Source organism: Streptomyces sp. NBC_00019 (assembly GCF_045041015.1).
GTDB lineage: Bacteria > Actinomycetota > Actinomycetes > Streptomycetales > Streptomycetaceae > Streptomyces.
The window spans coordinates 9,858,584-9,882,310 of sequence record NZ_CP108302.1 but is presented as its reverse complement, the minus strand read 5'-3'; the positions used below and the strand labels follow the sequence as shown (position 1 = coordinate 9,882,310).

Here is a 23,727-nt window from a genome sequence, read left to right as displayed (position 1 = left end):
TGCACTCAGGCTCGCCCAGCACGACACGTCGCCCCTCGCCGGTCGCCCAGAGGGGACCGTGACCTTCGTCGGGCAGCGCCTCCTCCGCAAACGGGCCGCGGCCTCCCTCTCCAACCGCCTGCGCCACCAAGTCCTCGCCGTCGATTCGGAACTGCAACTGGGCAGCCCATCGGGGGCCCGGTGGCAACGCACTGACCTCAAGCCGATTGAACACCCGAGCACCCTACGTGGGTACTGACGGCCACAGGTCCTTTCCTACGGCCGGGTGCGGGGCATCTGGCCACCTGCCAGGCAACGTCCCAAGAGGCGAACGTTGACTGATGCGGCACTAGTCAATGTCGATCTCGGCCAGCTGCAGGCGGAACTTGGCGGATTCGTCGGACGCCGGAGTGCCGAGTTTGGTAGCCCTCAGCCGCAAGTAGCGGCCGGTCGCGGCTGTGAGGGTGTAGGTCTGGGCGGCTCCGCTCGGGTTGGCCTGTCCGGTGACGGTGCGGGCGGTGGTGTAGGTGCCGGATCCGTCGGCGCGGGTCTGCAACGTGAAGTCGACGGGGAAGCCTGCCGAGCCGCCGCCGGATCCGCCTGCGTCGGTGCGCGGGTGGAGGGTGACGGAGCCGATGGACCGGTCGGCGCCGAGGTCGACTTCGATCCACACCGGTGTGTCGCTGACGTCGGCGGCGGGGAAGTCGATGCTGGTGAAGCCCTTGGCGCCGGTGACGCTGGTGGTGGTGCCCTCGAGGAGCCGGGTCTTGCCCCAGTCGCTGTTCTCCAGCGTGCAGTTGGCCTTCACGGTCGTCGCGGCGGTCGGGACGGTGAGTTCGGCGAGTTGCAGGCGGAACTTGGTGGACTCGTCGGAGGCGGGGGTGCCGAGCTTGGTGGTCTGCAGGCGGACGTGGCGGGCGGTGGTGGTCTTGAACCCGTAAGTCTGCACCAGCCCCTGCGGGTTCGTCTGCCCGGTGACGGCGCGGACGTCGGTGTAGGTACTGGATCCGTCGGGGCGGGTCTGGATCGTGAAGTCGACGGGGAAGCCCGCGGTTCCGCCCCCGGCCGCCAATGTGTCGGTGCGGGGGAAGAGGCGTACGGCGTCCAGGTCGGTGTCGGCGCCGAGGTCGATCTCCACCCAGACGGGGTTCGCGCTGACGTCGGCGGAGGTGAACTCGTTGCTGGTGTAGCCCCTGGCGCCGCTCACGCTGGTGAGCTTGCCGTCGGTGAGCCGGTTTCTGCCCCAGTTGGTGTTCTCCAGGCTGTTGTTGCTGGTGACCGTCCGGCCCAGGGCCAGGTTGTCGAGGCGGCCGACGCCCGTCGCCGTGAACGTCCACGTGCCCGGCTGGACCTTGAAGTAGACGTACGAGGAGTCCTTGCCGTCATAGCTCAGACCGCTGACACTGCCCGGTGAGGAACCGCCGGTGAAGACGGTGGTGCCGTTCGCCTTGACGACGGGCTGGGAGCCTCCGTAGGTGGGCACGGCCACCCGGGCGGTCGTGCCGCTCGGCGAAGTGAGCGTCAGGGTCACCTGGGTGCCGTCGCGGGTGATGCCGGAGCGGATCTCACCGTGGACGGTGGGTGTCACGGTGTTGATCTTCGTCAGGGTGCCGGTCTGCGGGATGACCTCATAGGTTTCCCAGCCCGCCTTGGTGGGGCGGACACCCGCGGCGTAGGCGGACAGCGCGTACAGCGGGCCGCCGTTCCAGGCGTGGTTGTCGGTGCCCTCCGACTTGACCCAGACCTCCCACAGTGTGTGGCACGCCGGGTCGGCGACCTGGGCGGCGAAGCGGTTGCGCATCCGCTCCTCGGCGACGGTGGCCGCGCCCATCAGATACAGCGCCTCCAGGACGTAGAACTCCATGTAGGGGCTGGCGTTGAGGTGCGTGCGCAGCACCTCCGTCACGGCCCGGTGGCGGGAGGCGGGGGCCAGGCCCGCGACCACGGCGAGGGCGTTGGCCCGGTCGTCGGTGTCGCCGTTGTAGGCGGGAGAACGGTACTCGTTCCTCGTGGAGTTCCACAGCAGGGTGTCGAAGTTGGACTTGATGCTGTCGCGCTGGGCCTGCCATCCGGCGACGTCGCCGGTGTTGCCGCTGAGGGCCGCGAGCTTGGCGGCGGTGTCCAGGGCCAGGTAGTACCAGCAGTTGTTCAGGACCCGGGTGTCGATGTCGCTGCCCCAGTCCTGCCAGTCCCAGTCCCCGGTGCGGTGGTTGACCAGGCCGTCGCTGCCCAGGCTCCACAGGTCCAGGTACTTCTTCACCGCCGGGTAGGCATCGGTGACCGCGCTCGTGTCGCCGGTGTAGAGGTGGAACGTCCAGAACGACCACACCGAGGCGAGCATCTGGTTGGGCAGTTCGGCGGTCCAGATGGTCGAAGGCATCGGGGAGTACAGCACGCCGCCGGACTCCTGCCAGGACGCCAGCTGCGAGATGGCCTTCTTGCCCAGGTCGTAGGACTTGGTGTCGAACGTGTAGAAACCCTCCTTCAGTTGGTTGACCACGTCGCCCCACCACTGGGCGCGTTCGCGGGTCGGGCAGTCCATGTAGTTGTCCCGCATGTTGACGTACATGGTGCGGGCTGCCTTGGTCCACACGGTGTCGAAGAGGGCGTCGCTGCTGGTGAACGATCCGTCGAAGTCGGTGTCGTAGCCGCTTTCCCGGTACTTGAGGTCCAGGATCGTCACGCCGGCCGGGATGCTGTACCGCACTGCCGTGCCGCTCATCCAGCCCAGCGCCTCGAACTCCTGGATCCCGCCGGCGCAGACGTAGGTGGCGCGGACGTTGAAGATGGTGGCCTGGTCGATGCCCACCAGGCCCCGGCCGTCGTCGTAGTGGTCGGTCTGGATGCCGATCACCGTGCCGGCCGGAGCGTCGACCTTCAGGTACGGCGTGACCTGGATGTTGGACGGCAGGGTGGCCGAGATCGCGGTGGAGCCCTGGCCGGTGGCCGGGAGCGAGGCGTCGTTGGTGTAGGACCGCAGGCCGGAGTACCGGAACTGCGGGATCGGCCGCTCGACGAGGCCGTTCCAGGGAGCGGCACCGACTGCGCCGAAGTCGGTGGGCGCGCTCCAGGCACCGTCGTCGAAGCCGGATGACTGCCAGTCGGCCATGGCGGCGGCGTTGCGGGCGTCGTAGTAGAGGTTCGATTCCGGCAGCCGGAAGTTGACCTGAGTGCCGCTGGTGTTGTTCGAGTAGCCCGGGTGGACGGTGTGCTTCCAGCCGGTGTCGCTGACCAGCCGGGTGGTGGTGGAACCGGTCGTGATGTCCGACTGGAACAGCAGACCGCCCTTGCCGCTGCTGCTGTGCGAGAAGCCCTCCTTGCCGAAGTACCGCACCAGCAGCGCCACCGTGTTGGTGCCGTTGGTCAGGTACGGGGCGAGGTCGATCTCGTCGTAGTAGGTGTCCGTGCGGTTCGGGCCGCGCTTGAGTCCGCCCTCGAAGACCACCAGGGTGCCGTTCACCCACAGCCAGTACTTCGAGTCGGCCGCGATCTGGGTCACCGCCTTCGAGGGCGCGGAGCCGAGGGTGAAGGATCTGCGGAAGGCCACCCACTGATTCGCCGAACTGGACGGAGCCCAGATCCACTTCGCCGTCCACGAGACCGCCGCGGACGCCGCAGGCGCGAGCCCGGGCAGCATCAGGGAACCCAGAGTGGGGGCCAGAGCCACGGCTATGGCCGAGCGCAGGACATTCCGGCGCGTCGCAGAGTGCATCGGGGCTCCAAGCGTTGATGTGCGGCGAGGACAGCAAACGGGCCGACAACCCTGCGAGAGACAAGGCCAGTTGCCGATCACAGGGAATTGAATCGTTTCATTCGCATGTTTGCAGGCGAGATCTTGTCCTTCTGTGCAGCGCTACGTCAATGCTCTTGCAGCAGTTGCTTTCGCCGACGGGTGGGCTGAGTGCGACGAGTTGCTCGCCCCGGGGATCAAACCGGCCGGTTCCATTGACGTGCCCTTGACCAACATCTATCTTCTGCTCGAATTTGCGAACAGCGTTCGACTTCTCGAACCATGGCCCCCTCCACTGTCCTGATCACCCGGCACGAAGGCCGGGCCTCACCCGTACGTGCACCCGAACGTGACATTTGCAGAACGACAGGAGCAGTTCATGCGCGCGGTTCTCTCCAGACTGGCAGCAATGCTGGTCGCCGCCGGCCTCCTCTTCACAGCCCAAGTCCTGATCACACCTCAGCGAGCCGCCGCGGCCGACCCGGGGTACCTGATGACGCACTTCATCGGGGAGGGCTCGACCGGTCAGCAGATGTACTTCTCGTACAGCTCGGACGGCCTGAACTGGAACGATCTCAACGGCGGCGGTATGACTCTGCGCTCCACGGTGGGCACGCGTGGGGTGCGCGACCCCGCACTGGTGCGCTCTCCCGACGGGAGCAAGTACTGGATCATCGCGACCGACCTGTGCATCGGATGCGGCCAGTCCTGGAGCGACTCCATCAACAACGGCAGCCGCAGTCTTGTGGTGTGGGAGTCGGCGGACCTGGTCACTTGGTCCGCGCCGTGGTTGCTCAACGTCGCCGGCGCGATCCCCGACGGGCGCAACGCGTGGGCGCCGGAGGCGATCTGGGACCCGGCCAGCAACGACTACGTCCTGTACTGGGCGACGAACAAGCCCCTCAACGGCGCGACGAAGCACCGCATCTACTACGCCCGCACCAGCGACTTCCGCTCCATCACCACCCCGCAGATCTACATCGAGCGCCCCGGCAGCCAGGAAATCATCGACACTCAGATCGTCGAGGTGCCGTCCGGCGTCGGCAACTACCGCTACGTGCGGGCCTCCGGCGATGGCCAGATCACGATCGAGGGCAGCAACTCGATCCTCGGCACCTGGACCAGCCTCGGCAACCTCTCAGGCATCGGCCTGACCGGCTCGCAGGTCGAGGGCCCGATGTGGATGAAGTTCCGCGACCGCAACGAATGGACCCTCTACCTCGACCAGTACGCGGCCGGTAAGGGATACATGCCGGTCACGACGACCAACCCGTCCGCCACCGGGACCTACAAGCTTCCGACGTCGGGTACCTACTCCCTGGGCGGCACCAAGAAGCGCCACGGCTCGATCCTGAACCTGACGGCCGCCGAGGACGCCCGGATCCAGGCCCGCTGGGTGAACACCCCGGCCAGGCGGCTGCAGTCCTTCAACTTCCAGGACCGCTACGTGCGGCACGCCAACTTCGACGTACGCATCGACCAGAACGTCACCAACGAGGACGCCCAGTTCCGGCCGCGACCCGGCCTGGCCGGCACCGGCACCGTCTCCTTCGAGTCGGTCAACTTCCCCGGCTACTACCTGCGCCACGACGGAGCCGACTTCCAGCTCGTCCGCAACGACGGCACCACCGCCTTCGCCGAAGACGCCACCTTCCGCCAGGTCGCCGGGCTCGCCGACGCCACCTGGTCCTCCTTCCAGTCCTACAACCACCCCGACCGCTACATCCGCCACTACGCCTTCCAGCTCAAACTCGAGCCCATCACCACCGCGACGTCCCGCAGCGACGCCACCTTCCGTCTGACGAGCTGACCCGGCTGAGGGGCCGGCGCCCTCCCCTCAGCGGAGAAGGCGCCGGCATCCCATCCCCACCCCGCCATCACCTTCGTCATCGTTGCCCGCGGCGCTGGCGGAGCGGCAGTCTCAGCTCGAACAAGGCACCTCCCCCGGGAGCGTCACTGACTGTCAATGTGCCTCCGTGGCGTACGGCGATGTCCTTCGCGATGGCGAGGCCCAGGCCAGCGCCGCCGTCGTCGCGGGCTCGGGATTCATCGAGACGGACGAAGCGCTCGAAGATGCGGTCGCGGTCGGCGAGGGGGACGCCCGAGCCGTCGTCGGCGACCTGGAGGACCACCTGGTCGGCGGCCGTGCGCAGGGTGACGGCGACGCGATCGCGGGCGTGCCGGCGGGCGTTGTCCAGGAGATTGCCGAGAACACGGCAGATCTGGCTGCGGGAACCGTGCACCTCCACGGAGGTGACACTGTCGAGGGTCACTCCGTCCCGGGAGGACACTTCCTCCGCCACGACCGCCGCCAGGTCGAAGCGAGCGTCCGGCGGGGGCCGCTCCCCCGCGTCCAGCCGGGCCAGCAGCAACAGGTCGGCAGCGAGGCTCTGCAGTCGTACGGTGTCCTCGACAGCCCCGTCCAGGTCCAGCAACTCCCGGTGGGCGGCGCCCACTTCGAGCTGGGTGCGCAAGGACGCGATGGGGCTCCGCAACTCGTGCGAGGCATCGGCGACGAACGCGCGCTGCCGCGCGATCGAGGTCTCCAGGGCAGCGAGGGTCTCGTTCGTCGTGCGGGCCAGACGGGCGATCTCGTCGTGGGTGCCCGGCTCGGGGACCCGCCGTGACAGGTCCTCGGAGGCCATGATGGCGGCCATCTCGGCACGGATGCCCTCGACCGGACGCAGCGCCCGTCTGGTGACGACGTACGTCACCCCGCTGACCGTCAGCAGCAGCAGCGGCAGCCCGATGAGCATCGTCGTCAACGCGACGTCGACGGCCTCCTCCTGGATGGACAGCGGGGCGCCCGCGTAGACGGTGAGCAGGACACCTCCCGACGTGATCACGTCGACCGCGGCGAACCGGTATTTCGCCGTCACCCCCTCGACGGTCGCGGTGCCCTCGCCGTACCAGGTCTCGTCGGTGACCTCCCCGGTGGTGAGCGCGTCGTTGTCCTCCGTGTCCCGATCGCCCTCCGCCTTGTCGTCGGCGTCGTCGTTGGTCTCGGAGTTCAGCCGGTCCGAGGCGGCGGCGGTCACGTTCATGCCCTCGACGTCCTCGCCGACCGCGACGGGCTTCTCGTCCCGGTCCAGGACCTCGACGGGATTCTCGTCGCCGTCCGGCAGGTTCAGCTGGTCGTACGCGAACCCGTTCGCCAGCGCCGAGGCGGCGTTGCGAGCGACGGAGTCGGCCTCGGCATCCGCCTTGTCGGTGAGGGTGAACCGCAGTGAGAGCACCACGGCGGTGCCCGCCGCGACCAGGGCGATGGCGACGACGACCGTCGCGGCGAGGGTGGCGCGCGCCCTCACCGAACGGAGACGGCGTTTCACGGGCGGACCTCCAGCCTGTATCCGGCCCCACGTACCGTCTTGATGAGCGCCGAACCGAGCTTGCGGCGCAGAGTGCTGATGTAGACCTCGACGATGTTCGGGTCGCCCTCGTACGCGAAATCCCAGACGTGCTCCAGGATTTCGGACTTCGACACGACCTCACCGGCTCTCAGCACGAGCTGCTCGAGGACGGAGAACTCCTTCGTGGTCAGGGTGATCTCGTCCTCGGCGAGGAACACTCGCCGGGCCGCGGTGTCGACCTTCAGATCGCCGACCGTGTGCACGGGTGAGGCTCCGCCCGCCGGCCCGCGCCGCCTCAGCAACGCCTTCACCCGGGCGACGAGGACGACGTACGAGAACGGCTTGGTGAGGTAGTCGTCGGCACCCGTGTCCAGGCCCTCCGCCTCGTCGTACTCGCCGTCCTTGGCGGTGAGCATCAGGATCGGCACGTCATGGCCGCCGGCGCGCAGGGCGGCGCAGACACGGTAGCCGTTCATGCCGGGCAGCATGATGTCGAGGATCACCAGGTCGTAGACCCCCTCGCTCGCCCGGTGCAGGCCCTCGATCCCGTCGTGGACGACGTCCACGGCATACCCCTCGGCCGTCAGACCCTTGGCCAGCGACAGCGCGAGCCGCTTCTCATCTTCCACGATCAACAGACGCATGCGCTCAGCTTGGCAAACCGAACCTGAAGAGGCCTTCAGGGGGTTTCAGCTCCGCTTCAGTGTCGGTCGGCCAGATTGGGTCCCGTCGACAGCAGACGAGGCGGACAAGCCGACTGCGACCGACAAACACCACTGTCATTCGTTGCAGTCGTTCGCATTCTGGAGGAACCCCATGAAGCGCAACACCGTCATCGCCACCGTCGCGGCCGTCGCTCTGATCGGCGGCGGCACCGCGGCCGCCATCGCGGGCTCGGATGACGACGGAGGGCCGGCGAAGAAGACCGTGGCGGTGACGAACGACGTCAACGACACCGATGGCACCGCCCAGAACGGGGCAGGGGAGCAGTCCGCCCGCCCCACGGACGAGGCCGCCGAGGACAAGGTCGAGAACTCCGACGCGGCGAAGGCCGGACAGATCACGGCCGCGGACGCGATCAAGGCGGCGCTGCGGCACACGACCGGTACGGCGGTCTCGGCCGACCTGGACGACGAGGGCACGACCCACGTGTGGGAGGTCGATGTGCTGGCCAACGGCGGTACCTGGCACAGCATCCAGGTGGACCCGGCCGACGGCAGGGTCCTCGGCTCGCACACCGAGAAGAACGACGACGGTGACGACGCCGCCGAGACCGCGCAGATCCGTGCCGCCCTCAAGGGCACCTCGGTGAGCGCCGGGAAGGCCGCCGAGGCCGCCGCCGCCAAGGGCACGGTGACCTCCGTCGACCTCGACGAGGAGAGCAAGGACCGCGCCTGGGATGTCGACACCACCGCCGCCGACGGCACCGGCAGCGAATGGCACGTGAACCCCGACTCCGGCAAGGTCACCGCCGACCGCTCGAACGATTGACCAAGGCGCACGCAATCAGGCCCAGCGGTTGACCGCCTCGGCCGATGACCGAACCCCGGCCTACGCGGAGGCCGCCTTGACGACGAGGCGCTTTCGCCACTCCTGAAGGCTCTTCATCTTGTAGTCGCCGAGGTTCTCGTCGACTCCGTAGATCGTCCCCCGTTCGGCGTCGATCTCCTCGTCCAACAGGTCGAGGGCGTTGCGGATGGAACGCGTCTCGCTCTGCCGCTTCGGGCCGAAGGCCTGGGACTCGGTGTACAGGGCGCGCAGCAGGCGCACCGCTTCGGCCGGTTGGCCGCTCTCGGCGAGGAACTGGGGCGAGCGAACGGCGCATCCTCAGGGTTTCGGGGACGTCGGCCCCGAACTCCGCGGTTCTTTCCGCCACCTCCGCCTCGGACAGTCGTAGGACGTTGGCCTGCCGGTCTTCGCCGGTGAGCTTCCGGCCAGTTGCGCGACTTCGGCCGCTTCACATGCCGAAAGCGCCGCTCGACCCGCCAGGTGCCCGGGGTGCGCCGCGGCCGGCGCTGCTTCTCGACTGTTCCCTGACCGCGCTGGTGATCCCCCATCGGCATGCGCCGAACGTACCGTCAAGGAAGTGGATGCGCAGCTCGCTGATGGTCCCGGTGGTCCGCAGCCCCTCGATCAGCAGCCGGTCCCGGGTGGCGGCGCTCGCGGCACTGCGGCGCTGGGTCCGGACGGCCGACCACACCAGCAGCATCGAGAGCATGACCAGGAGGCCGGGCAGCCAGAGATCGGCGTGGTAGAGGATCCACTGCCCCCAGCCCCAGGGATCCGGCGGCTCGTAGTCCGTCACCACCCACCCGACGCGGTCCGCCTCCACCCAGCCTCGCGACGCGACAGCGACGCCCAGGGCGAAGACGGCGACGCCGATCGCCAGCGCCCATCCGCCGCCGCCCCGTGCGGCCCGGTAGCCGTCGAGATGATGGGCGCCCACGGGCAGCCCCAGGCCCACCAGGAGCATCCCCGCGACCATCCCGGCGACGACGAGCGGGACCGAGACACCGGAGACGTGGGTGCCGGACGGCGCGTTGAGGGAGATCGCGCGCAGTGCGTCGACCCACAGTGAGACGGGCAGAGCGAGCACGAAGGCGCCCGCGGCGCCGAGGACGAACCAGAACACGCCCATACGCAGAGCCGCCGGATTGCCCACCTGACGATCGCGCTTCTGGCGCCGACGCACTGACGGGTCCACGGTGTCCATGGCGCCTCCTGTGGTGCAGGTCGGCGCGTTCGCCGGGGAATCATCGTACTGAACTGATCAGGTGATGGCGGGGCGTGCGGCCGGCAGACCCCCTACTTCACGGACCCGGCCATCACTCCCTGGACGAAGTGCCGTTGGAAGGCGAAGAACACGACCACCGGCACGATCAGGGACAGGAAGGCGCCGGGCGCCAAGACGTCGATGTTGCTGCCGAACTGCCGTATCTGCGACTGCAGTTCCACGGTCAGAGGCTGCGCCGAGCTGTCCGCGAAGAGGAGCGCCACCAGCATGTCGTTCCACACCCACAGGAACTGGAAGATGGCGAGGCTCGCGAGGGCGGGGCGCCCCACCGGCAGGACGAGCTGGATGAAGATGCGCCACTCGCTGCCTCCGTCCATGCGGGCGGCCTCCAGCATCTCCCGCGGTATCTCGGCGAAGTAGTTCCGCAGGAGGAAGATCGCGAAGGGCAGGCCGTAGGAGACGTGGAAGAGGACGACGCCGGGGATGGTGCCGAACAGCCCGAGCTGGCCGAAGAGTTTGGCCACGGGCAGCAGGCCGATCTGCACCGGCACCACCAGCAGTGCGACGACGAGCAGGAAGAGTGCGTTGCGGCCGGGGAAGTCCAGCCACGCGAAGGCGTATCCGGCGAGCGCGGCGATCACCACGACGAGCATCGTCGTCGGAACGGAGATCAGCACGGTGTTCCAGAACGCCCGCGTGATCCCGGAGTTCTCCAGCAGCGCCGCGTAGTTGTCGAAGGACAGCTGCCCCGGGCTGGTGAACGTCGTCCACCAGCCGCCCCTGGCCGTGTCCTGCGTGGATCGCAGGGACGACAGGAGCAGTCCGGCGAGCGGGGTGAGCCAGATCAGTCCGACGACCACGAGGACGGCCTGGACCACGCTGTTGGCGAACCCGCGCCGGAGCGCACTGAGGTTCATCGCTGACTCCCTCGGAAGCGGCGGACGTTGAAGACCATGGCGGGGATCACCAGGAGCAGGAGCAGGACCCCGAGGGCACTGCCGAGCCCCTGGTCGTTGCCGCCGCCGAAGGACACGAGCCACATCTGGGTGGCCAGCACGGTGGCGTCCTCCTGCACGGGCCCTGGCGCGATGATGTAGACGAGGTCGAACACCTTCATCACGTTGATGACGAGTGTCACGAAGACCACGGTCAGCACGGGTGCGAGCAGGGGAACGGTGATCCGCCGGAAGATCTGCCACTCGTTGGCGCCGTCCATCCGAGCGGCTTCCAGCGCGTCCCTGGGAAGCGTCGACAGGCCGGCGCCGATGAGGACCATCGCGAAGCCGGTCCAGATCCACAGGTAGGCGCCGATGATCGCCGGGGTGACGAGCGCCGGGCCGAGCCAGGAGATGCCTTCGTAGGGCGGGGCGAAGTTCGAGCCGGGGAGCGTGACGGTGTACGAGCCCGCGTCGAGGCCCGTGAAGCGGAAAGAGCCGTCGGTGGCGGTGGTCGTGCTCGCGACCGTCTTCCCGTCGCGCACCGCCTCGACCTGCATCTGAGGCAGTCCGCTCTCCCTGGGGTCGACGACCCCCTGTTTGCCTCCGCCGCCGGGGGTGAAGTCCAGGTAGACGACGCCGCGCAGTTCGTCCGCGCCCGCTGTCCGGGCGGCGGCCGCCTGGGCGGGCCGCGCGTCCTGGGGCAGTTCCCTGGGCGCTACGCCGACCAGGCCGAGAGAGAGCGTGTCACCCGGTGAGACGCTCGTGCTCGTGCGGTACGAGCCGTCGGTGCCCTGGGTCAGGCCCTGTCCGTCGCGGGCGCGGGCGGTCGGGTAGGAGGAGGTGCCTTGGAAGGCGTCGTGGATGCCGACCACCGCCGCGTTCAGGACGCCCTTGTCCGGGTCCTCGTCGTAGGCGAGGCGGAAGATGATGCCCGCTGCCAGGAAGGAAACGGCCATGGGCATGAACAGCAACAGTTTGAACGCCGTGGCCCAGCGGACCTTCTCGACGAGTACGGCGAGGATCAGTCCCAGGCCCGTGAGCAGGGCGGGGGCCACGACCACCCAGATGATCGTGTTGCGGAGTGCTGTGAGGGTGGCCGGGTCGCGGAACATCTCGGTGTAGTTGTCACCGCCCACGAAGCGGGTCCCGGAGGCGTCGAAGAAGCTGCGGCCGACCGTGAACAACACCGGGTAGAGGACGAGGGCGCCGAGCAGGAGCAGCGCGGGGAGGACGAAGAGGAGGGCGATGGTCCGCCCCCGCCGCCGGGCGCGCCGCTTGTGGGCGACGGTTCCGGCGGCGGGGGGACCGCCCACCTTCGTGAGCGTGGCGGTCATCGCGATCAGTCCTTGTAGGCCTTGGCCGCGGCGGTCTCCAGCTGCGCTGCGGTCGCCTTGGGGTCGGACGGGTCGCGCAGGAAGTCCTGGAGTATCTTCCATTCGCCTGCGCCCTTGGTCCCGCCGAACGCGGCCGGTGCCTGGTCGGACATGTCGAAGCGGACCGAATCCCCGGCGGCTATGAGGGACTTGGCGGTCGTGCGGGTGACGTCGTCGCCGTAGGAGGCGAGGTCGAGGCCCTTGTTCGGGGAGAGGAAGCCGCCTGTCTTCGCCCACACGGCGGCGGCCTCGGGGGTCGCCAGGTACTCCAGGAGGGCCATGCCGGCCTTGGTGTTCTTGCCGTCCTTGAGGACGACGGCCGCGTCACCGCCGCTGACCACGGGTGCCTCGCCGCCGCCGACGGGCGGGAACGGGAAGAAGTTGGCGTCCTCGCCGATCTTCCGGCCGAACTGGTCCTTGGCGACACCGGCGACGAAGTCGCCCTCGTAGACCATGCCGGCCTCGGGTTCGGGTCCGAAGACCTTCTCGACGGAGCCCGGGAAGTCGGTGTTGAGGGCGCCCGACTGTCCGCCTGCCAGGAGCTGCTTGTCCTTGAAGAGCTTGCCGAGCGTGGTGAGCGCGTCGACGACGCTCTGGTCGGTCCACTTCAGCTGGTGCGCCGCGAGGGCGTCGTACTTCTCGGGGCCGGCCTGGGAGAGGTAGACGTTCTCGAACCAGTCGGTGAGTGTCCAGCCGTCCTGTCCGGCGACGGAGAAGGCGGCGAGGCCCGAGTCGGAGATGGTCCGCCCGGCCTTCAGCATCTCGTCGTACGTCTTCGGCTGCTGGACGCCGGCCTGGTCGAGGGCGTCGGGGCTGTACCAGACGGTCGACTTGTGGGCGGCCTTGAAGTACAGGCCGTAGAGGGTGCCGTCGACGCTGCCGTAGTCCTTCCACACGCTCGCGTAGTTGGCGTCGACGGACTTGCGGGTGGCCTGGGACAGCGGCTTGAGCCAACCGCTTTGGGCGAACTGCTGGAGCACGCCGACCTGCGGGACCATGACCACGTCGGGGGCGTTGCCGCCCTCGATCTTGCTGCCGACGACGGTGGAGACGTTGTCGCCGGTGGAGACGAACTGGGTCTTGGCGCCGGTCTTCTCGGTGAAGGCGTCCAGCACCTTCTGGAAGTTCTTCTGTTCGCTGCCGGACCAGACGCCGGCCACGGAGACCGTCTGGCCGCTGAACGCCTGGTCGCCGCCGCCTGCGGAGACGGGACCGCCGCCACCGCAGGCGGTCGCGCCGAGCGCCAGGACGAGTGCGGTGCAGCCGGTGAGCAGGGTGGTACGTCGTCGCATCATCGTTGATGTCCCTTCGGGGAGGGTGATTGCCGGGGTGGGGAGGTGTGGGGCTCAGGAATCGGTGTCGTCGCCGATCCACCAGGCGGCCGTGGAGCCGGGGAGCACCCCGGCCGGGCAGGGGCCGCTGGACAGCAGGGGGGTGCCGGAGACGGGTGCCGGCGTGGGCGTCGTACCGAAGTTGACGGCGCAGACGAGGCCGTCGCCGCGGACGAAGCCGAGGACGCCGGGCTGGGTGTCCAGCCAGCGCAGCGCGCCCTCGCCCAACTGGGGCAGTGCGGCCCGCAGTTGGAGGCCGTCGCGGTACAGGTGCCAGAAGGAGCGGGTGTCGGCGAGGGCCCGGTCGGTGGCGTATTCGGCGAAGTAGTCCGGCTGCGGCAGCCAGGGCTTGGCGTGCTCGACGCCCGAGGTGAAGCCGAAGGGCGAGGCCTGTCCGGACCACGGGAGAGGCACTCGGCAGCCGTCGCGGATGCGGGCGCGGCTGCCGGTGCGGTGGAAGATCGGGTCGGTGAGCACGTCGTCCGGCAGGTCGACGACCTCGGGCAGTCCCAGCTCCTCGCCCTGGTAGATGTACGCGCCGCCGGGCAGCGCGAGCATCAGCAGGGCGGCGGCACGGGCGCGGGCGGCGCCGAGCCCGCTGCCCTCGGGGGCCGGTTCGCCGTAGCGGGTCACGGTGCGGACCTGATCGTGGTTGTTGAGGACCCAGGTGACGGTGGATCCCGTTCCCGCGATGTCCTGCATGGCCTCGGAGATGACCTTGCGGAAGGCATCGGCGTCCCAGGAGGCGCTCAACAGGTCGAAGAAGAAGGCCTGGTGCAGCTCGTCGGGGCGTACGTACTTCGCGTGTTCACGGGCTGTGGGGACCGAGACCTCGCCGACCAGGAGCCGCTCGCGGCCGTCGTGCGCCGTGTACTCCTCGCACACCGCGCGCCAGCGGCGCCACACTCCGTGCACCTCGGGCTGGTTCCAGGCGAGAGGGTTGACGGAGTCGCGCGTACGGGCGTCGGCCTCGGGGTCCGGCGAGTCGGGCAGTTCGGGGTGTTTGAAGAGCCCGGCGGCGACGTCGATGCGGAAGCCGTCCACGCCCCGGTCGAGCCAGAAGCGCAGGACGCGGTCGAACTCGGCACCGACTTCGGGGTCGCGCCAGTTCCAGTCGGGCTGTTCGGGGGTGAACATGTGCAGGTACCACTGGCCCGGGCGGCCGTTGGTGTCCGTGACCCGGGACCATGCGGGGCCGCCGAACATGGCGTGCCAGTTGTTGGGCGGCTCGGTCCCGTCGGGGCCCTGCCCGTCGGCGAAGTGGAAGCGGGCCCGGGCCGCGCTGCCCGCCTCGGAGGCCAGTGCCTCGCGGAACCAGGGGTGGTCGCTGGAGCAGTGGTTGGGCACGATGTCGAGCAGCACCCTGATGCCCAGCCGCCGGGCCGCCGCCATCAGCAGGTCGAACTCGGCGAGGTCCCCGAAGAGCGGGTCGACGTCGCAGTAGTCGGCGACGTCGTAGCCGTGGTCGTGCTGCGGTGAGGGGTAGAAGGGGCTCAGCCAGATCCCGTCGACACCCAGCTTCTTCAGGTAGGGCAGCCCCGCGCGGACTCCGGCGAGATCGCCGACGCCGTCGCCGGTGCTGTCCAGAAAGCTGCGGACGTACACCTGGTAGATCACTGCATCACGCCACCAGTGCGGCGTGTCGATGTGCTTGGAGCTCACCCCATGGACCTGTCTGTGCGGGCTGACTGTTATGCATGCATGTTAGGTAGCCGTTTCGCACGGGTGTCAATGAACGTGCAGCAGCAATCGAGACAGCAGGTGTCTATATACGGATATATAGGCCCTAAACGAGAGAGGGTGAGACCACGGCGTTACCTAACATGTAGGTAGAGGGGGGGAAGGGGAGACGGCAGAGCTCTCAGCCGCGGCGGGCGATCTCCGCCAGCTCCCTGGCCAGCCGTCGCACCGCCGCCGCGGGAGTCGTGTGCCCGGTCATCGCGTCGTGGACGACCGCCTGCACCACCAGGCTGACCTGGTCGTAGCGGGGGCTCTTCGGGCGCGGCGCGGCCGTGAGGACACTGGCACGCAGGGTCGGCAGGTACGGGAACTTCCGCACCAGTTCCGGATCCTCGTACAGATCCGCGCGTACGGGAGGCAGCGCGCCCTTCTGGAGAACCTGCCGCTGGACGCCCTCACTGGTGAGGTAGGCGATCAGGCGCGCGGCGGTCTCCGGATGCGCGGCATGTGTGGTGACGGCCAGGTTGGAGCCGCCGAGCACACTGGTTCCGGGCCCGTCGGGACCCGGCAGAGGTACGGCGCCGACCTTGCCGGCGACCGCGGAACCCGCGGCGGACGCACTGACGTACGCGTAGGGCCAGTTGCGCAGGAAGAGCAGCCGCCCGTCCTGGAACGCCCGCCTGGACTCCTCCTCCGTGTACGTCAGCGCCTCCTTGGGCACCCAGCCCTCCCGGACGCCACGGGCGAGGAACCCGATACCCTCCCGGGCAGCCGAGCCGACGGTGACACGGTCGCCCTCGTCGCCGAGGATGGTGCCCCCCGCCGAGTACACGGCCTCGGCCGCGTTGACGGTGAGTCCCTCGTAGGGCAGGAACTGGCCCGCGTAGCCGTCGAGTCCGTGCCTGGGCGCGATCGTCTTCGCGTCGCGCTCCAGTTCGGCCCAGGTGCGGGGCGCCGGGACGCCCTCCGCGGCGAGGATGTCCTTGCGGTAGAGGAGCAGGCCCGCATTGGTGACGTACGGGACCGCGTACAGCTGTCCGTCGTACGTCGCCGTGTCCACGACCGGCGGGAGGAAGCTGCCCAGCGGGAAGCGGTCCCGTGGCAGCGGGCGGATCCAGTCGGCGGCGGCGAACTCCGAGGTCCAGGCGACGTCGATGTTGAGCATGTCGAAGCGGCCGTGCTCCCCGTCGCGCAGGTCGGTGATCATCTGGGCGCGGGTCTCGTCCGGGGAGTCCGGCAGTTCGACGAGGGTGACCCGCTCTGCGGGGTGGGCGCGGTTCCAGCCCTGGAGGAGCGAGCCGAGGTAGCCGGTCAGGTCGCCGCCCGTGGCCAGGGTCAGCGGTCCACGGCCCTGGGACCCGCCGTCGGCATGGGCACCGGTTCCGCCGTAACCGGCCAGGACCACCGCGAGGACGAGAAGGCCCCTACCGGCGGCGTGTATCCACCGCATAGGTTCCTCCCTGTACACCGGCGCTGGGCTCCCTCGCCCGGAATCAGAGGCCATGTATACCTGTTAGGTATGGGCGATACTAGGGCCTGGACCACACTACGAGGCTGCGAGGAGGACAGCACGAGTGCGCCTGCCCCTCCTGGCACTGCTGGCACGCGGCCCGGCCCATGGCTACGAGCTCAAGCAGGACCTTGAGCAACTGCTGGGTGCCGCGTACCCTCAGCCGAACATCGGCCAGATCTACGTGACCCTCGGCCGCCTCGAGAAGTCGGGACTGATCGAGGGCGAGGAGGTCGAGCAGTCGAGTCGGCCCAACAAGAAGATCTACCGCCTCACCGACGCCGGGCAGGAGGCACTGCTCGCCTGGTACGAGGAGACGGCCGACGAACCGCGGGTGCGGGACGAGTTCTTCATGAAGTTCGCGCTCGCCCCGCAGACCGGTCTCGCCGACCAGATAAACCTGATCAACAAGCAGCGACGCCACTACCTGAACACCATGCGCAACCTGTCGAAGCTCGTCACGGCCGAGAACCGGGACAACCGGATCGGCCGTCTGTTGGTCGAAGGCGCCATGCTGCACCTCCAGGCCGACCTCGACTGGCTGGAGCGTTGCCAGGAGGAACTGGAGGAGCCGGAGTGAGCGACACCCCCACTCCTGTGCTGCGCGCCGAAGGCCTCGTCAAGACCCACCACGGCGAGGGTGCGCCCGCTCACGCCGTACGCGGGGTGGATCTGTGTGTGCGGCAGGGCGAATTCGTGGCCGTCACCGGTCCTTCCGGCGCCGGCAAGTCGACTCTGCTGCATCTGCTAGGCGGGCTGCAGCGACCGGACAGCGGCAGCATCTGGCTGAACGGCGAGCGTGCGGACGCCTACAGCGAGTCGCGGTGGGCCGTGGAACGCCGGCGCCGGATCGGCATCGTCTTCCAGTTCTTCAACCTGGTCTCCAACCTGTCGGTCGCGGACAACGTCGAGCTGCCCGCACTGCTGGCCGGGGTCTCCCCCAAGCAGGCGCGCGCGAAGCGGGACGAGCTGCTGACCGAGCTGGGTCTCACGGGCAAGGAGCGGAGCATGCCGGGCGAGCTGTCCGGCGGCGAACAGCAGCGGGTGGCACTGGCCCGGGCGCTGGTCAACCATCCGCCGCTGCTGCTCGCCGACGAGCCCGCGGGCAGCCTGGACAGCAAGGGCACTCGCGAGGTGATGCGGCTGCTGTCCCGTTTCCACCAGCGCGGCCAGACCATCCTCCTGGTCACGCACGACGCACGGCTGGCGAGCGCCGCGGACCGGGTGATCAGCTTCTTCGACGGCCGGATAGCCGACGACGCACGGCTGGACGGCACGCCGTCGCCGAGCACGGACGCCTCCGCCGTGCTGCAGCTGAAGGACTGACCGATGCGAGCCACCTTGCGCTGGGCGCACTCGGACCTGCGGACGCATCGCGGCGAGGCGCTGTTCCTGGTGCTCGCCACCGTCGGCATCGTCACCTCCCTGCTGCTGGCGGCGGCGCTCTTCGGCTACGCGACCAACCCTTGGCAACGCGTCTTCACACAGTCCCGGGGCGCACACGTGTGGATCCACACGGAGCCCTCCTCCAAGGTGTCCGATCTCGCCCGGCTGGACGGCGTCGAGGCCGTCGCGGGTCCCTACCCCACGGCTTCCGCCACCGTCACCTCCCGTGGCTCCCGCGCTGCCGTCGAACTGCGCGGCACGACCCAACAGCCCGCGATCGGCCGCCCGTTGCTCACCTCGGGCCGCTGGCTGGACCCGGCGACACCCGACGGCGTGGTGCTGGAGAAGAGCCTCGCGCGGGCTCTGCTGGCCGAGCCGGGAGACGCGCTGACACTGCCCGGCAGGGCCGGCCCGCTGACCGTCCTGGGCATCGCCGACAGTGCCGAGCCGCAGTACCGCCGAGGCGAGCGGTCCGGCGTGGTCTGGGCGCTCCCGTCCGCCGTACCGCACGCCGACTCCGACGGCCAGGTGATCGGGCTGCGCCTGACCGACCCCGAGGACACCGACTACTCCGTCCAGCGCGCCGTCACCGTGCTCGGTGCCGGTGCCGTCGGCGAGGTCTCCACCTGGCGGCAGGCCCAGTCCGAGGCACAGGGCGACAACCGGCTGCTCGGCCAGATACTGGGCCTGTTCGGCCTCGGCGCGCTGGTCGCCGCCGGTCTCGCCGTGCACGGGGCCATCGGCACCCGCATCCGAGGCCATCTTCGGGACATCTCGGTCCTCAAGGCGATCGGTTTCACACCGGGCCAGGTGGTCCGTGTCTTCCTGCTCCAGCACCTCGCGTACGCGCTGCTGGGCGCCGTGGCCGCGGCGACGCTCATACAGGCGCTGGGCAGCCGGATGCCCGGGCGCCTCGGGGACGCGGTCGCCATGTGGCAGGGGCTGCCGGGGCACGCCGTGACACTGGTCGCGGTGCCGGTGGGTGCGGTGCTCTTCATCGCGGCGACCACCGGGCTCGCGGCCTGGCGGGCAGGACGGGTGCCACCTGTTCCCGTACCGCGGGCCGCCGCACCGGCCGCCGGACGCCTGTCGGGCCCGGCGCGCCGCGCCCTCGGCCTGCGGCTGCCGCCCGCGCTGGTCCTCGGCTGGCACAAGGCGTTCACGCGCCGCACGCGCTCGCTGGCCACGATCGCCCGTCTCGCCCTGCCGCTGCTGCTGATCGTGGTGGCGATGAGCGCGTGGACGACCATGGACCGCTTCCACAGCAGACCGGAGCGGATGGGGCTGGCGGCCGCACTCACCGTCCGCGCCGACGACGAGCTGAGCGACCCGGCCACTCGGACGCTCCTGGCCCGCAGTCCCGAGGTCGCCGCCGTCTATCCGGGCGTCGAGGTGGCGGCCCTGGTGCCGGGCCAGACGGCCACGATCGCCCTGCGCGGCCTCGGCACCCGGGAGGATCCGTACCCCTACACGTTGGCCGAGGGACGCATCGCCCACGGCCCCGACGAGGCGGTCGCCGGGCAGGGACTGCTGGATCTGCTGGACGTACGCGTCGGCGACTGGGTGCGCATGACTGTGTTCGGCCGACCCCAGATCCTGCACATCGTGGGCCGCAGCATCGAACCCGAGAACGCCGGCCGGGTCATCTCCACCTCGCTCGACACCCTGCAGGAGAACGACCCGACGCTCCGGCCGATGCTGTACCAGCTCCGGCTGCGGGCCGGTGCGGAGCCGCACCAGGTCGCCGCCGACCTGGCGGCCTCGGCCGGTCGCGGACAGCTGGACGTGCACACCGTGGCGAACCCCGCCGACGGTCTGCCGCCGCTGCGCGCCGTCGTGGTCGGTCTGCTCGGCGTCCTCGCCCTCATCGGACTCGTCGATCTGCTGACCGCGATCGGCGGCAGTGTGCGCGAGGGCGAACGGGACCTGCTCGCGCTCAAGGCGATCGGACTGTCACCCCGGCAGATCACCGCGATCACCGTCACGGCCACCGGTTGCACCGCGCTCGCCTCGGTGGTGGTCGCCATGGTGGTGGGGATCCCCCTTGCACACTGGTTGATCGACGCACAGGGCAGATCGAACGGGATCGGGGCCGGGATCGCGCACGGCCCCTCCCCCATCATGCTGTCGGCCTTCGCCGCGGCGGCGGTCCTGGGCGCCCTCGCGCTGGCGGCGCTGCCGGCCGCCCGCGCCTCCCGCCGCCGGTTCGCGGACACGCTGAGCGGCGTGGCGTAAGGGCCTCCGCCCGAATGAGGCGGTGGCCCCAGGGGGCATCATCGCGCCGAGTCCACCGCGTCCGAGCTCAACCGGAGGAGAACGGCGGTGTTCTCACGCGGCAGCGAGACAGTGAGCAGTCCCGCGTCCGCGTCCCACTTCACGGCGGCATCGGCGGTCGTGGGATGCAGCACCGTGGGCTGAACGTGAGTGCCCCGCAGATGCGGGATGGTGAGGGTGCGGTCGGTGTCGGCGGACGGGTCCGGTGTTCCGGCGTTGCCCGGTTCCCTTCTCCAGACCGTGAGGAACGTGGCGCCTTGACCTCGTAGTCCATGGGAGACCCATGCGTCCTCCCAGACGGGAAGCCCCAGAGGCCAGAACGGGCGCGCGCCGCCGAGCTCCGGCCGGAGCTCCTTGTAGACGGAGATCGCCGAGCGGACGAGGCCGGCCTGCTCTTCGCTCATCAGATTGATGAAACCGGAGAGATGGACGCGGCCGAGCAGCGCCCCGGTGAGGGTGAAGGCGATCTCGTCGAGGGTGTGGTGCGGCTGGGGGTAGGCCCAGACCGCCGCCTGCTCCGGCGTCACGGCGGTGGCGGCCGCGGCGGCGATGGGCGGGTAGCGCAGGAGGTCCTGCTGGTCACTGGTGGACTGCAGCTGGGCCACGGCCAGCTGCGCGTAATCCATGCGCAGGCCGCCCGACCCGCAGTTCTCCAGGACGAGATCGGGATGCCGGTCGAGGAGCGAGGCCATCCAGTCGAGGTGGGCGCGGTGATGCCCGAGCAGACCGGCACCCGGGCTCTCGGAGCCGTTCTCCGTGCCGGGGCCGATGTTGATGTTGTAGTCGAGCTTCAGGTAGCCGACGCCCCACTCGCCGACCAGCCGGTCCACGACCTCGTCGAGATGGGCGCGGGCGGCCGGGTGACGCAGGTCCAGATGGTGCCGCCCGTGTTCGGTGACGCGCAGACCGCCGCGCCGGAAGAACGCCTCGGGCGGCAGCGTGCCGGCCAGGGGGCTGCGTACGCCGACGACTTCGGGTTCGAGCCAGAGTCCCGGGGTCATCCCGTGCGCCCTGATGGCGTCCAGGACCTCCAGCAGACCGCCCGGAAAACGGCGGGCAGCGGGCTCCCACGCGCCGACGGCGTCCCACCAGCCCTGGGCGTCGTCGTCGTACCAGCCCGCGTCGATCACGAACACCTCGGCACCGGCCGCGCCCGCCGCCTCGATCAGCGGCAGGAGCCGCTGCGTGGTGGGGTCGCCCATCAGGGTGTTCATGTAGTCGTTGTAGATCACCGGCAGCGCGAGGCGGTCGGGGTGATCGCGGCGGATGCTGCGGCGGTAGTCGGTCAGTTCACCGAAGGCCGCGTCCAGTCCGCCGGTCTCCGTGTGGACGAGGACGGCCGGGACGGTGTGGAACTCCTCGCCGGGGGCCAGGGTGTGGTGCCACTGGTGGTGGGCGTCGTCGGGGCCGAACAGTGCCACGTAGGCGGCACCTTCGCGCTCACCGGTCTCGAAGCGCCAGCCTGCGCTGGACTCGATCTGCCACAGCCAGGCGCGGCCTGCGCTGTCGGTGAGGCCGGCCACGGGGAGGTGGCGGCCGGTGGACCAGCTTCCCTGCGAGTACCGCTCGAAGCAGCCCCGGCCTTCGTGGCCGTGGGCGGACCGGCTCAGCGGGACGACCCGTTTACGGAAGGCGTCCTGGCGCCATCGGCATTCGGCGAGCCAGTCGTTGTCCGCCCAGTGCAGGGTCAGGTCGTCGAGGCCGCCGTCCGCGTCGACGATGCCGCCGAGTGTCAGGGTGGAGACGCTCTCCAGCCGGAGCGCTGTGGCGCCCTCGTTGGCCAGGCGCACCCGGGCCCGTAGGAAACCGCTGCCCGGACGTGCCTCCAGGGTGACGTCGGCGGCCAGTCCGGTCGTGGGGTCCGCCAGCCGGATCGTCGTGCGCTCCCGGCCGCGGTCCTCGACCGTGTCATGGCTCAGGTAGGTCAGGCGGTCACCGATGGCCGTCTCGATGAAGCGCTCTCCCGACCACATGCGTCCGTGGCCGGTGGCGGTGACCTCGACCAGGGGGACCAGGCCGGCCCAGTCCTGGCCGGGTCTGCCCAGTCTCACCGCGCCGGTGGCGTCCATGACGGCGTGCAGGCCGAGTTCCGGATGCGACCAGACCCGGGACACCTCGGCAGCTTCGACGGCAGCGGTCAACGCGATTCCCCTTCCGGGATGGTTCGGTCCTGTGGCTGGTTCTCGTGGAGCTGATCTGCGAATTCACCCTCAAAGCCGTGAGGATGGGCCGCGCCGCCGAATGTACCGGGGTGATAACCCCCCGGTTACGGTCTCTTGACGCCCACGTTGTGACCGCTCACAATCCTCGCATGTCTGTGACCGGTCACACAAGGTCGGGCGGCCGCTCCGAGCCCCCGCACGGGCAGCAGAAAGCTGCCAGCATTCGCGACGTCGCCCAGGCGTCGGGCGTCTCGTACCAGACCGTTTCGAGGGTCATCAACGGCCACCCGAACGTCCGGGAGGAAACGCGTCAGCGAGTGCAGGAAGCCATCACCGCCCTGGGTTTCCGGCGCAACGCCACCGCGTTCGCGCTGGCCAGCGGCGTGACCCGGTCGGTCACAGTCCTCACGTCGAACACGCTTCTCTACGGCTACGCAGCGACCCTGCAGGGCCTGGAGGAGGCGTCCCGCGCCGCGGGCTACACCCTCGGTGTGCGGGTCCTGACCCCGGAGGACGACCTGGACCGCACGATCGCCTCGGCCGCCGACGCCGGCGGCGGACTGGTGGTCATCGGCTTCGACCGGCTCGGCGCGGCGGCCCTGGAGCGGGTACCGGCCCACGTGCCGTGCGCGGCGGTGGTGGAAGCGCCACCCCAGGGGCAGTCACCCGGGCTTCCCGCCGTGTGGGCCGACGACCGCGAGGCGGCCCGTGCCGCCACCGAGCACCTCCTCGCACTCGGGCACGACACCGTCCACTATGTGGCGATTCCCACCTCGACCGGGACCCAGGGCTCGGTGGGACCGCGCGCGGAAGGCTGGCGCCAGGCCCTGGAAGCGGCCGGCGTCACCGCTCCCGAGCCGTCCGGCAAGGGGTGGGACTCCCAGGCCGGATACGAGGCCGGGCAGAAACTCGCCAAGAACCGGGACGTCACCGCGATCCTCTGCGGCAACGACGACCTGGCGCTGGGTGTCCTGCGGGCCCTGCACCACGCGGGCCGGCGGGTTCCCGAGGACGTCAGCGTCATCGGATTCGACGACGCCCCGCACTCCGCATTCGTCACACCGTCCCTCACCACGGTCCGCATGGACTTCCAGGGGCTGGGCCGCACCGCCTTCGGGCTGCTGCGCACCCAACTCGACACCGAGCAGCAGGCACCCGCGCCGGTGCCGGCCGAACCCACCCTCGTCCTCCGGGAGAGTGCGGGTTCCCCAGAGACATAAGCCGCACCGGACGCTCTCTCGCTCGCCGTCACCCCAGGTCACCGCCCCGCAGCCGGCCCC

At 69.7% G+C, this 23,727-nt stretch carries 17 protein-coding genes; 6 read left to right on the top strand and 11 right to left on the bottom strand.

The genetic code is table 11. The annotated features are described in order from the left end of the window. Positions 1–328: 328 nt before the first annotated feature. Positions 329–3,691 carry a discoidin domain-containing protein gene (locus OHU89_RS45800; protein WP_405651854.1) on the bottom strand — a complete coding sequence of 1,121 codons (3,363 nt, stop codon included), beginning with the start codon at positions 3,689–3,691 and terminating at the stop codon, positions 329–331. Positions 3,692–4,088: 397 nt separating this feature from the next. Here OHU89_RS45800 and OHU89_RS45795 point away from each other — a divergent pair, with 397 nt between their 5' ends. Further along, the gene (locus tag OHU89_RS45795; RefSeq protein ID WP_405651853.1) at positions 4,089–5,519 is read left to right on the top strand and encodes a glycoside hydrolase family 43 protein; all 1,431 of its coding nucleotides are present in this window, start codon (positions 4,089–4,091) and stop codon (positions 5,517–5,519) included. A 76-nt stretch (positions 5,520–5,595) separates the two neighbouring features. Here the strand turns inward: OHU89_RS45795 and OHU89_RS45790 are convergent, their stop codons facing one another. Both OHU89_RS45790 and OHU89_RS45785 read right to left on the bottom strand, forming a co-directional pair. Beyond that, positions 5,596–7,038 (bottom strand): ATP-binding protein, encoded by a 1,443-nt coding sequence (locus OHU89_RS45790; protein WP_405651851.1) that lies wholly within the window; start codon positions 7,036–7,038, stop codon positions 5,596–5,598. Continuing rightward, positions 7,035–7,703, bottom strand: coding sequence for a response regulator transcription factor (locus OHU89_RS45785; RefSeq protein WP_405651849.1), 669 nt, complete (start codon positions 7,701–7,703; stop codon positions 7,035–7,037). The genes OHU89_RS45790 and OHU89_RS45785 overlap by 4 nt, the downstream gene beginning before the upstream one ends. 172 nt (positions 7,704–7,875) lie before the next feature. Between OHU89_RS45785 and OHU89_RS45780 the strand changes: the two genes are divergently transcribed. Beyond that, entirely contained in the window at positions 7,876–8,550 is a 675-nt protein-coding gene (locus OHU89_RS45780) for a PepSY domain-containing protein (protein ID WP_405651847.1), read from the top strand. A 60-nt stretch (positions 8,551–8,610) separates the two neighbouring features. Here OHU89_RS45780 and OHU89_RS45775 read toward each other — a convergent pair whose 3' ends face one another. The 7 genes from OHU89_RS45775 to OHU89_RS45745 form a co-directional block, all read right to left on the bottom strand. Beyond that, positions 8,611–8,829, bottom strand: coding sequence for a hypothetical protein (locus OHU89_RS45775; RefSeq protein WP_405651844.1), 219 nt, complete (start codon positions 8,827–8,829; stop codon positions 8,611–8,613). A 187-nt stretch (positions 8,830–9,016) separates the two neighbouring features. Beyond that, complete coding sequence (locus OHU89_RS45770) at positions 9,017–9,772, bottom strand: hypothetical protein (RefSeq protein WP_405651842.1); 756 nt, start codon at positions 9,770–9,772, stop codon at positions 9,017–9,019. A gap of 92 nt (positions 9,773–9,864) precedes the next feature. Beyond that, complete coding sequence (locus tag OHU89_RS45765; RefSeq protein ID WP_405651840.1) at positions 9,865–10,710, bottom strand: carbohydrate ABC transporter permease; 846 nt, start codon at positions 10,708–10,710, stop codon at positions 9,865–9,867. Further along, positions 10,707–12,065: an ABC transporter permease subunit gene (locus OHU89_RS45760; RefSeq protein WP_405651838.1), complete on the bottom strand. Its 1,359-nt coding sequence runs from the start codon at positions 12,063–12,065 to the stop codon at positions 10,707–10,709. The genes OHU89_RS45765 and OHU89_RS45760 overlap by 4 nt, the downstream gene beginning before the upstream one ends. A 5-nt stretch (positions 12,066–12,070) precedes the next feature. Beyond that, positions 12,071–13,399 carry an ABC transporter substrate-binding protein gene (locus OHU89_RS45755; protein WP_405651836.1) on the bottom strand — a complete coding sequence of 443 codons (1,329 nt, stop codon included), beginning with the start codon at positions 13,397–13,399 and terminating at the stop codon, positions 12,071–12,073. Between the two features lie 51 nt (positions 13,400–13,450). Then, positions 13,451–15,097, bottom strand: coding sequence for a glycoside hydrolase family 13 protein (locus OHU89_RS45750; RefSeq protein ID WP_405651834.1), 1,647 nt, complete (start codon positions 15,095–15,097; stop codon positions 13,451–13,453). 199 nt (positions 15,098–15,296) lie between these two features. After that, positions 15,297–16,565, bottom strand: coding sequence for an ABC transporter substrate-binding protein (locus OHU89_RS45745; protein WP_405651831.1), 1,269 nt, complete (start codon positions 16,563–16,565; stop codon positions 15,297–15,299). Positions 16,566–16,689: 124 nt separating this feature from the next. On the opposite strand from OHU89_RS45745, the gene OHU89_RS45740 reads away from it, so the two are divergent. From OHU89_RS45740 to OHU89_RS45730, 3 genes are read left to right on the top strand one after another with little or no spacing between them, the layout of a single operon-like run. Then, positions 16,690–17,205 (top strand): PadR family transcriptional regulator, encoded by a 516-nt coding sequence (locus OHU89_RS45740; RefSeq protein ID WP_405651829.1) that lies wholly within the window; start codon positions 16,690–16,692, stop codon positions 17,203–17,205. After that, positions 17,202–17,951: an ABC transporter ATP-binding protein gene (locus tag OHU89_RS45735; protein ID WP_405651826.1), complete on the top strand. Its 750-nt coding sequence runs from the start codon at positions 17,202–17,204 to the stop codon at positions 17,949–17,951. The genes OHU89_RS45740 and OHU89_RS45735 overlap by 4 nt, the downstream gene beginning before the upstream one ends. Before the next feature lie 3 nt (positions 17,952–17,954). Beyond that, on the top strand, positions 17,955–20,246 hold the full coding sequence (locus tag OHU89_RS45730; protein WP_405651823.1) for an FtsX-like permease family protein: 2,292 nt from the start codon (positions 17,955–17,957) through the stop codon (positions 20,244–20,246). Positions 20,247–20,284: 38 nt separating this feature from the next. Here the strand turns inward: OHU89_RS45730 and OHU89_RS45725 are convergent, their stop codons facing one another. Further along, positions 20,285–22,354, bottom strand: coding sequence for an alpha-galactosidase (locus tag OHU89_RS45725; protein ID WP_405654937.1), 2,070 nt, complete (start codon positions 22,352–22,354; stop codon positions 20,285–20,287). Between the two features lie 242 nt (positions 22,355–22,596). On the opposite strand from OHU89_RS45725, the gene OHU89_RS45720 reads away from it, so the two are divergent. Next, positions 22,597–23,667 carry a LacI family DNA-binding transcriptional regulator gene (locus OHU89_RS45720; RefSeq protein WP_405651821.1) on the top strand — a complete coding sequence of 357 codons (1,071 nt, stop codon included), beginning with the start codon at positions 22,597–22,599 and terminating at the stop codon, positions 23,665–23,667. Positions 23,668–23,727: the final 60 nt, after the last annotated feature.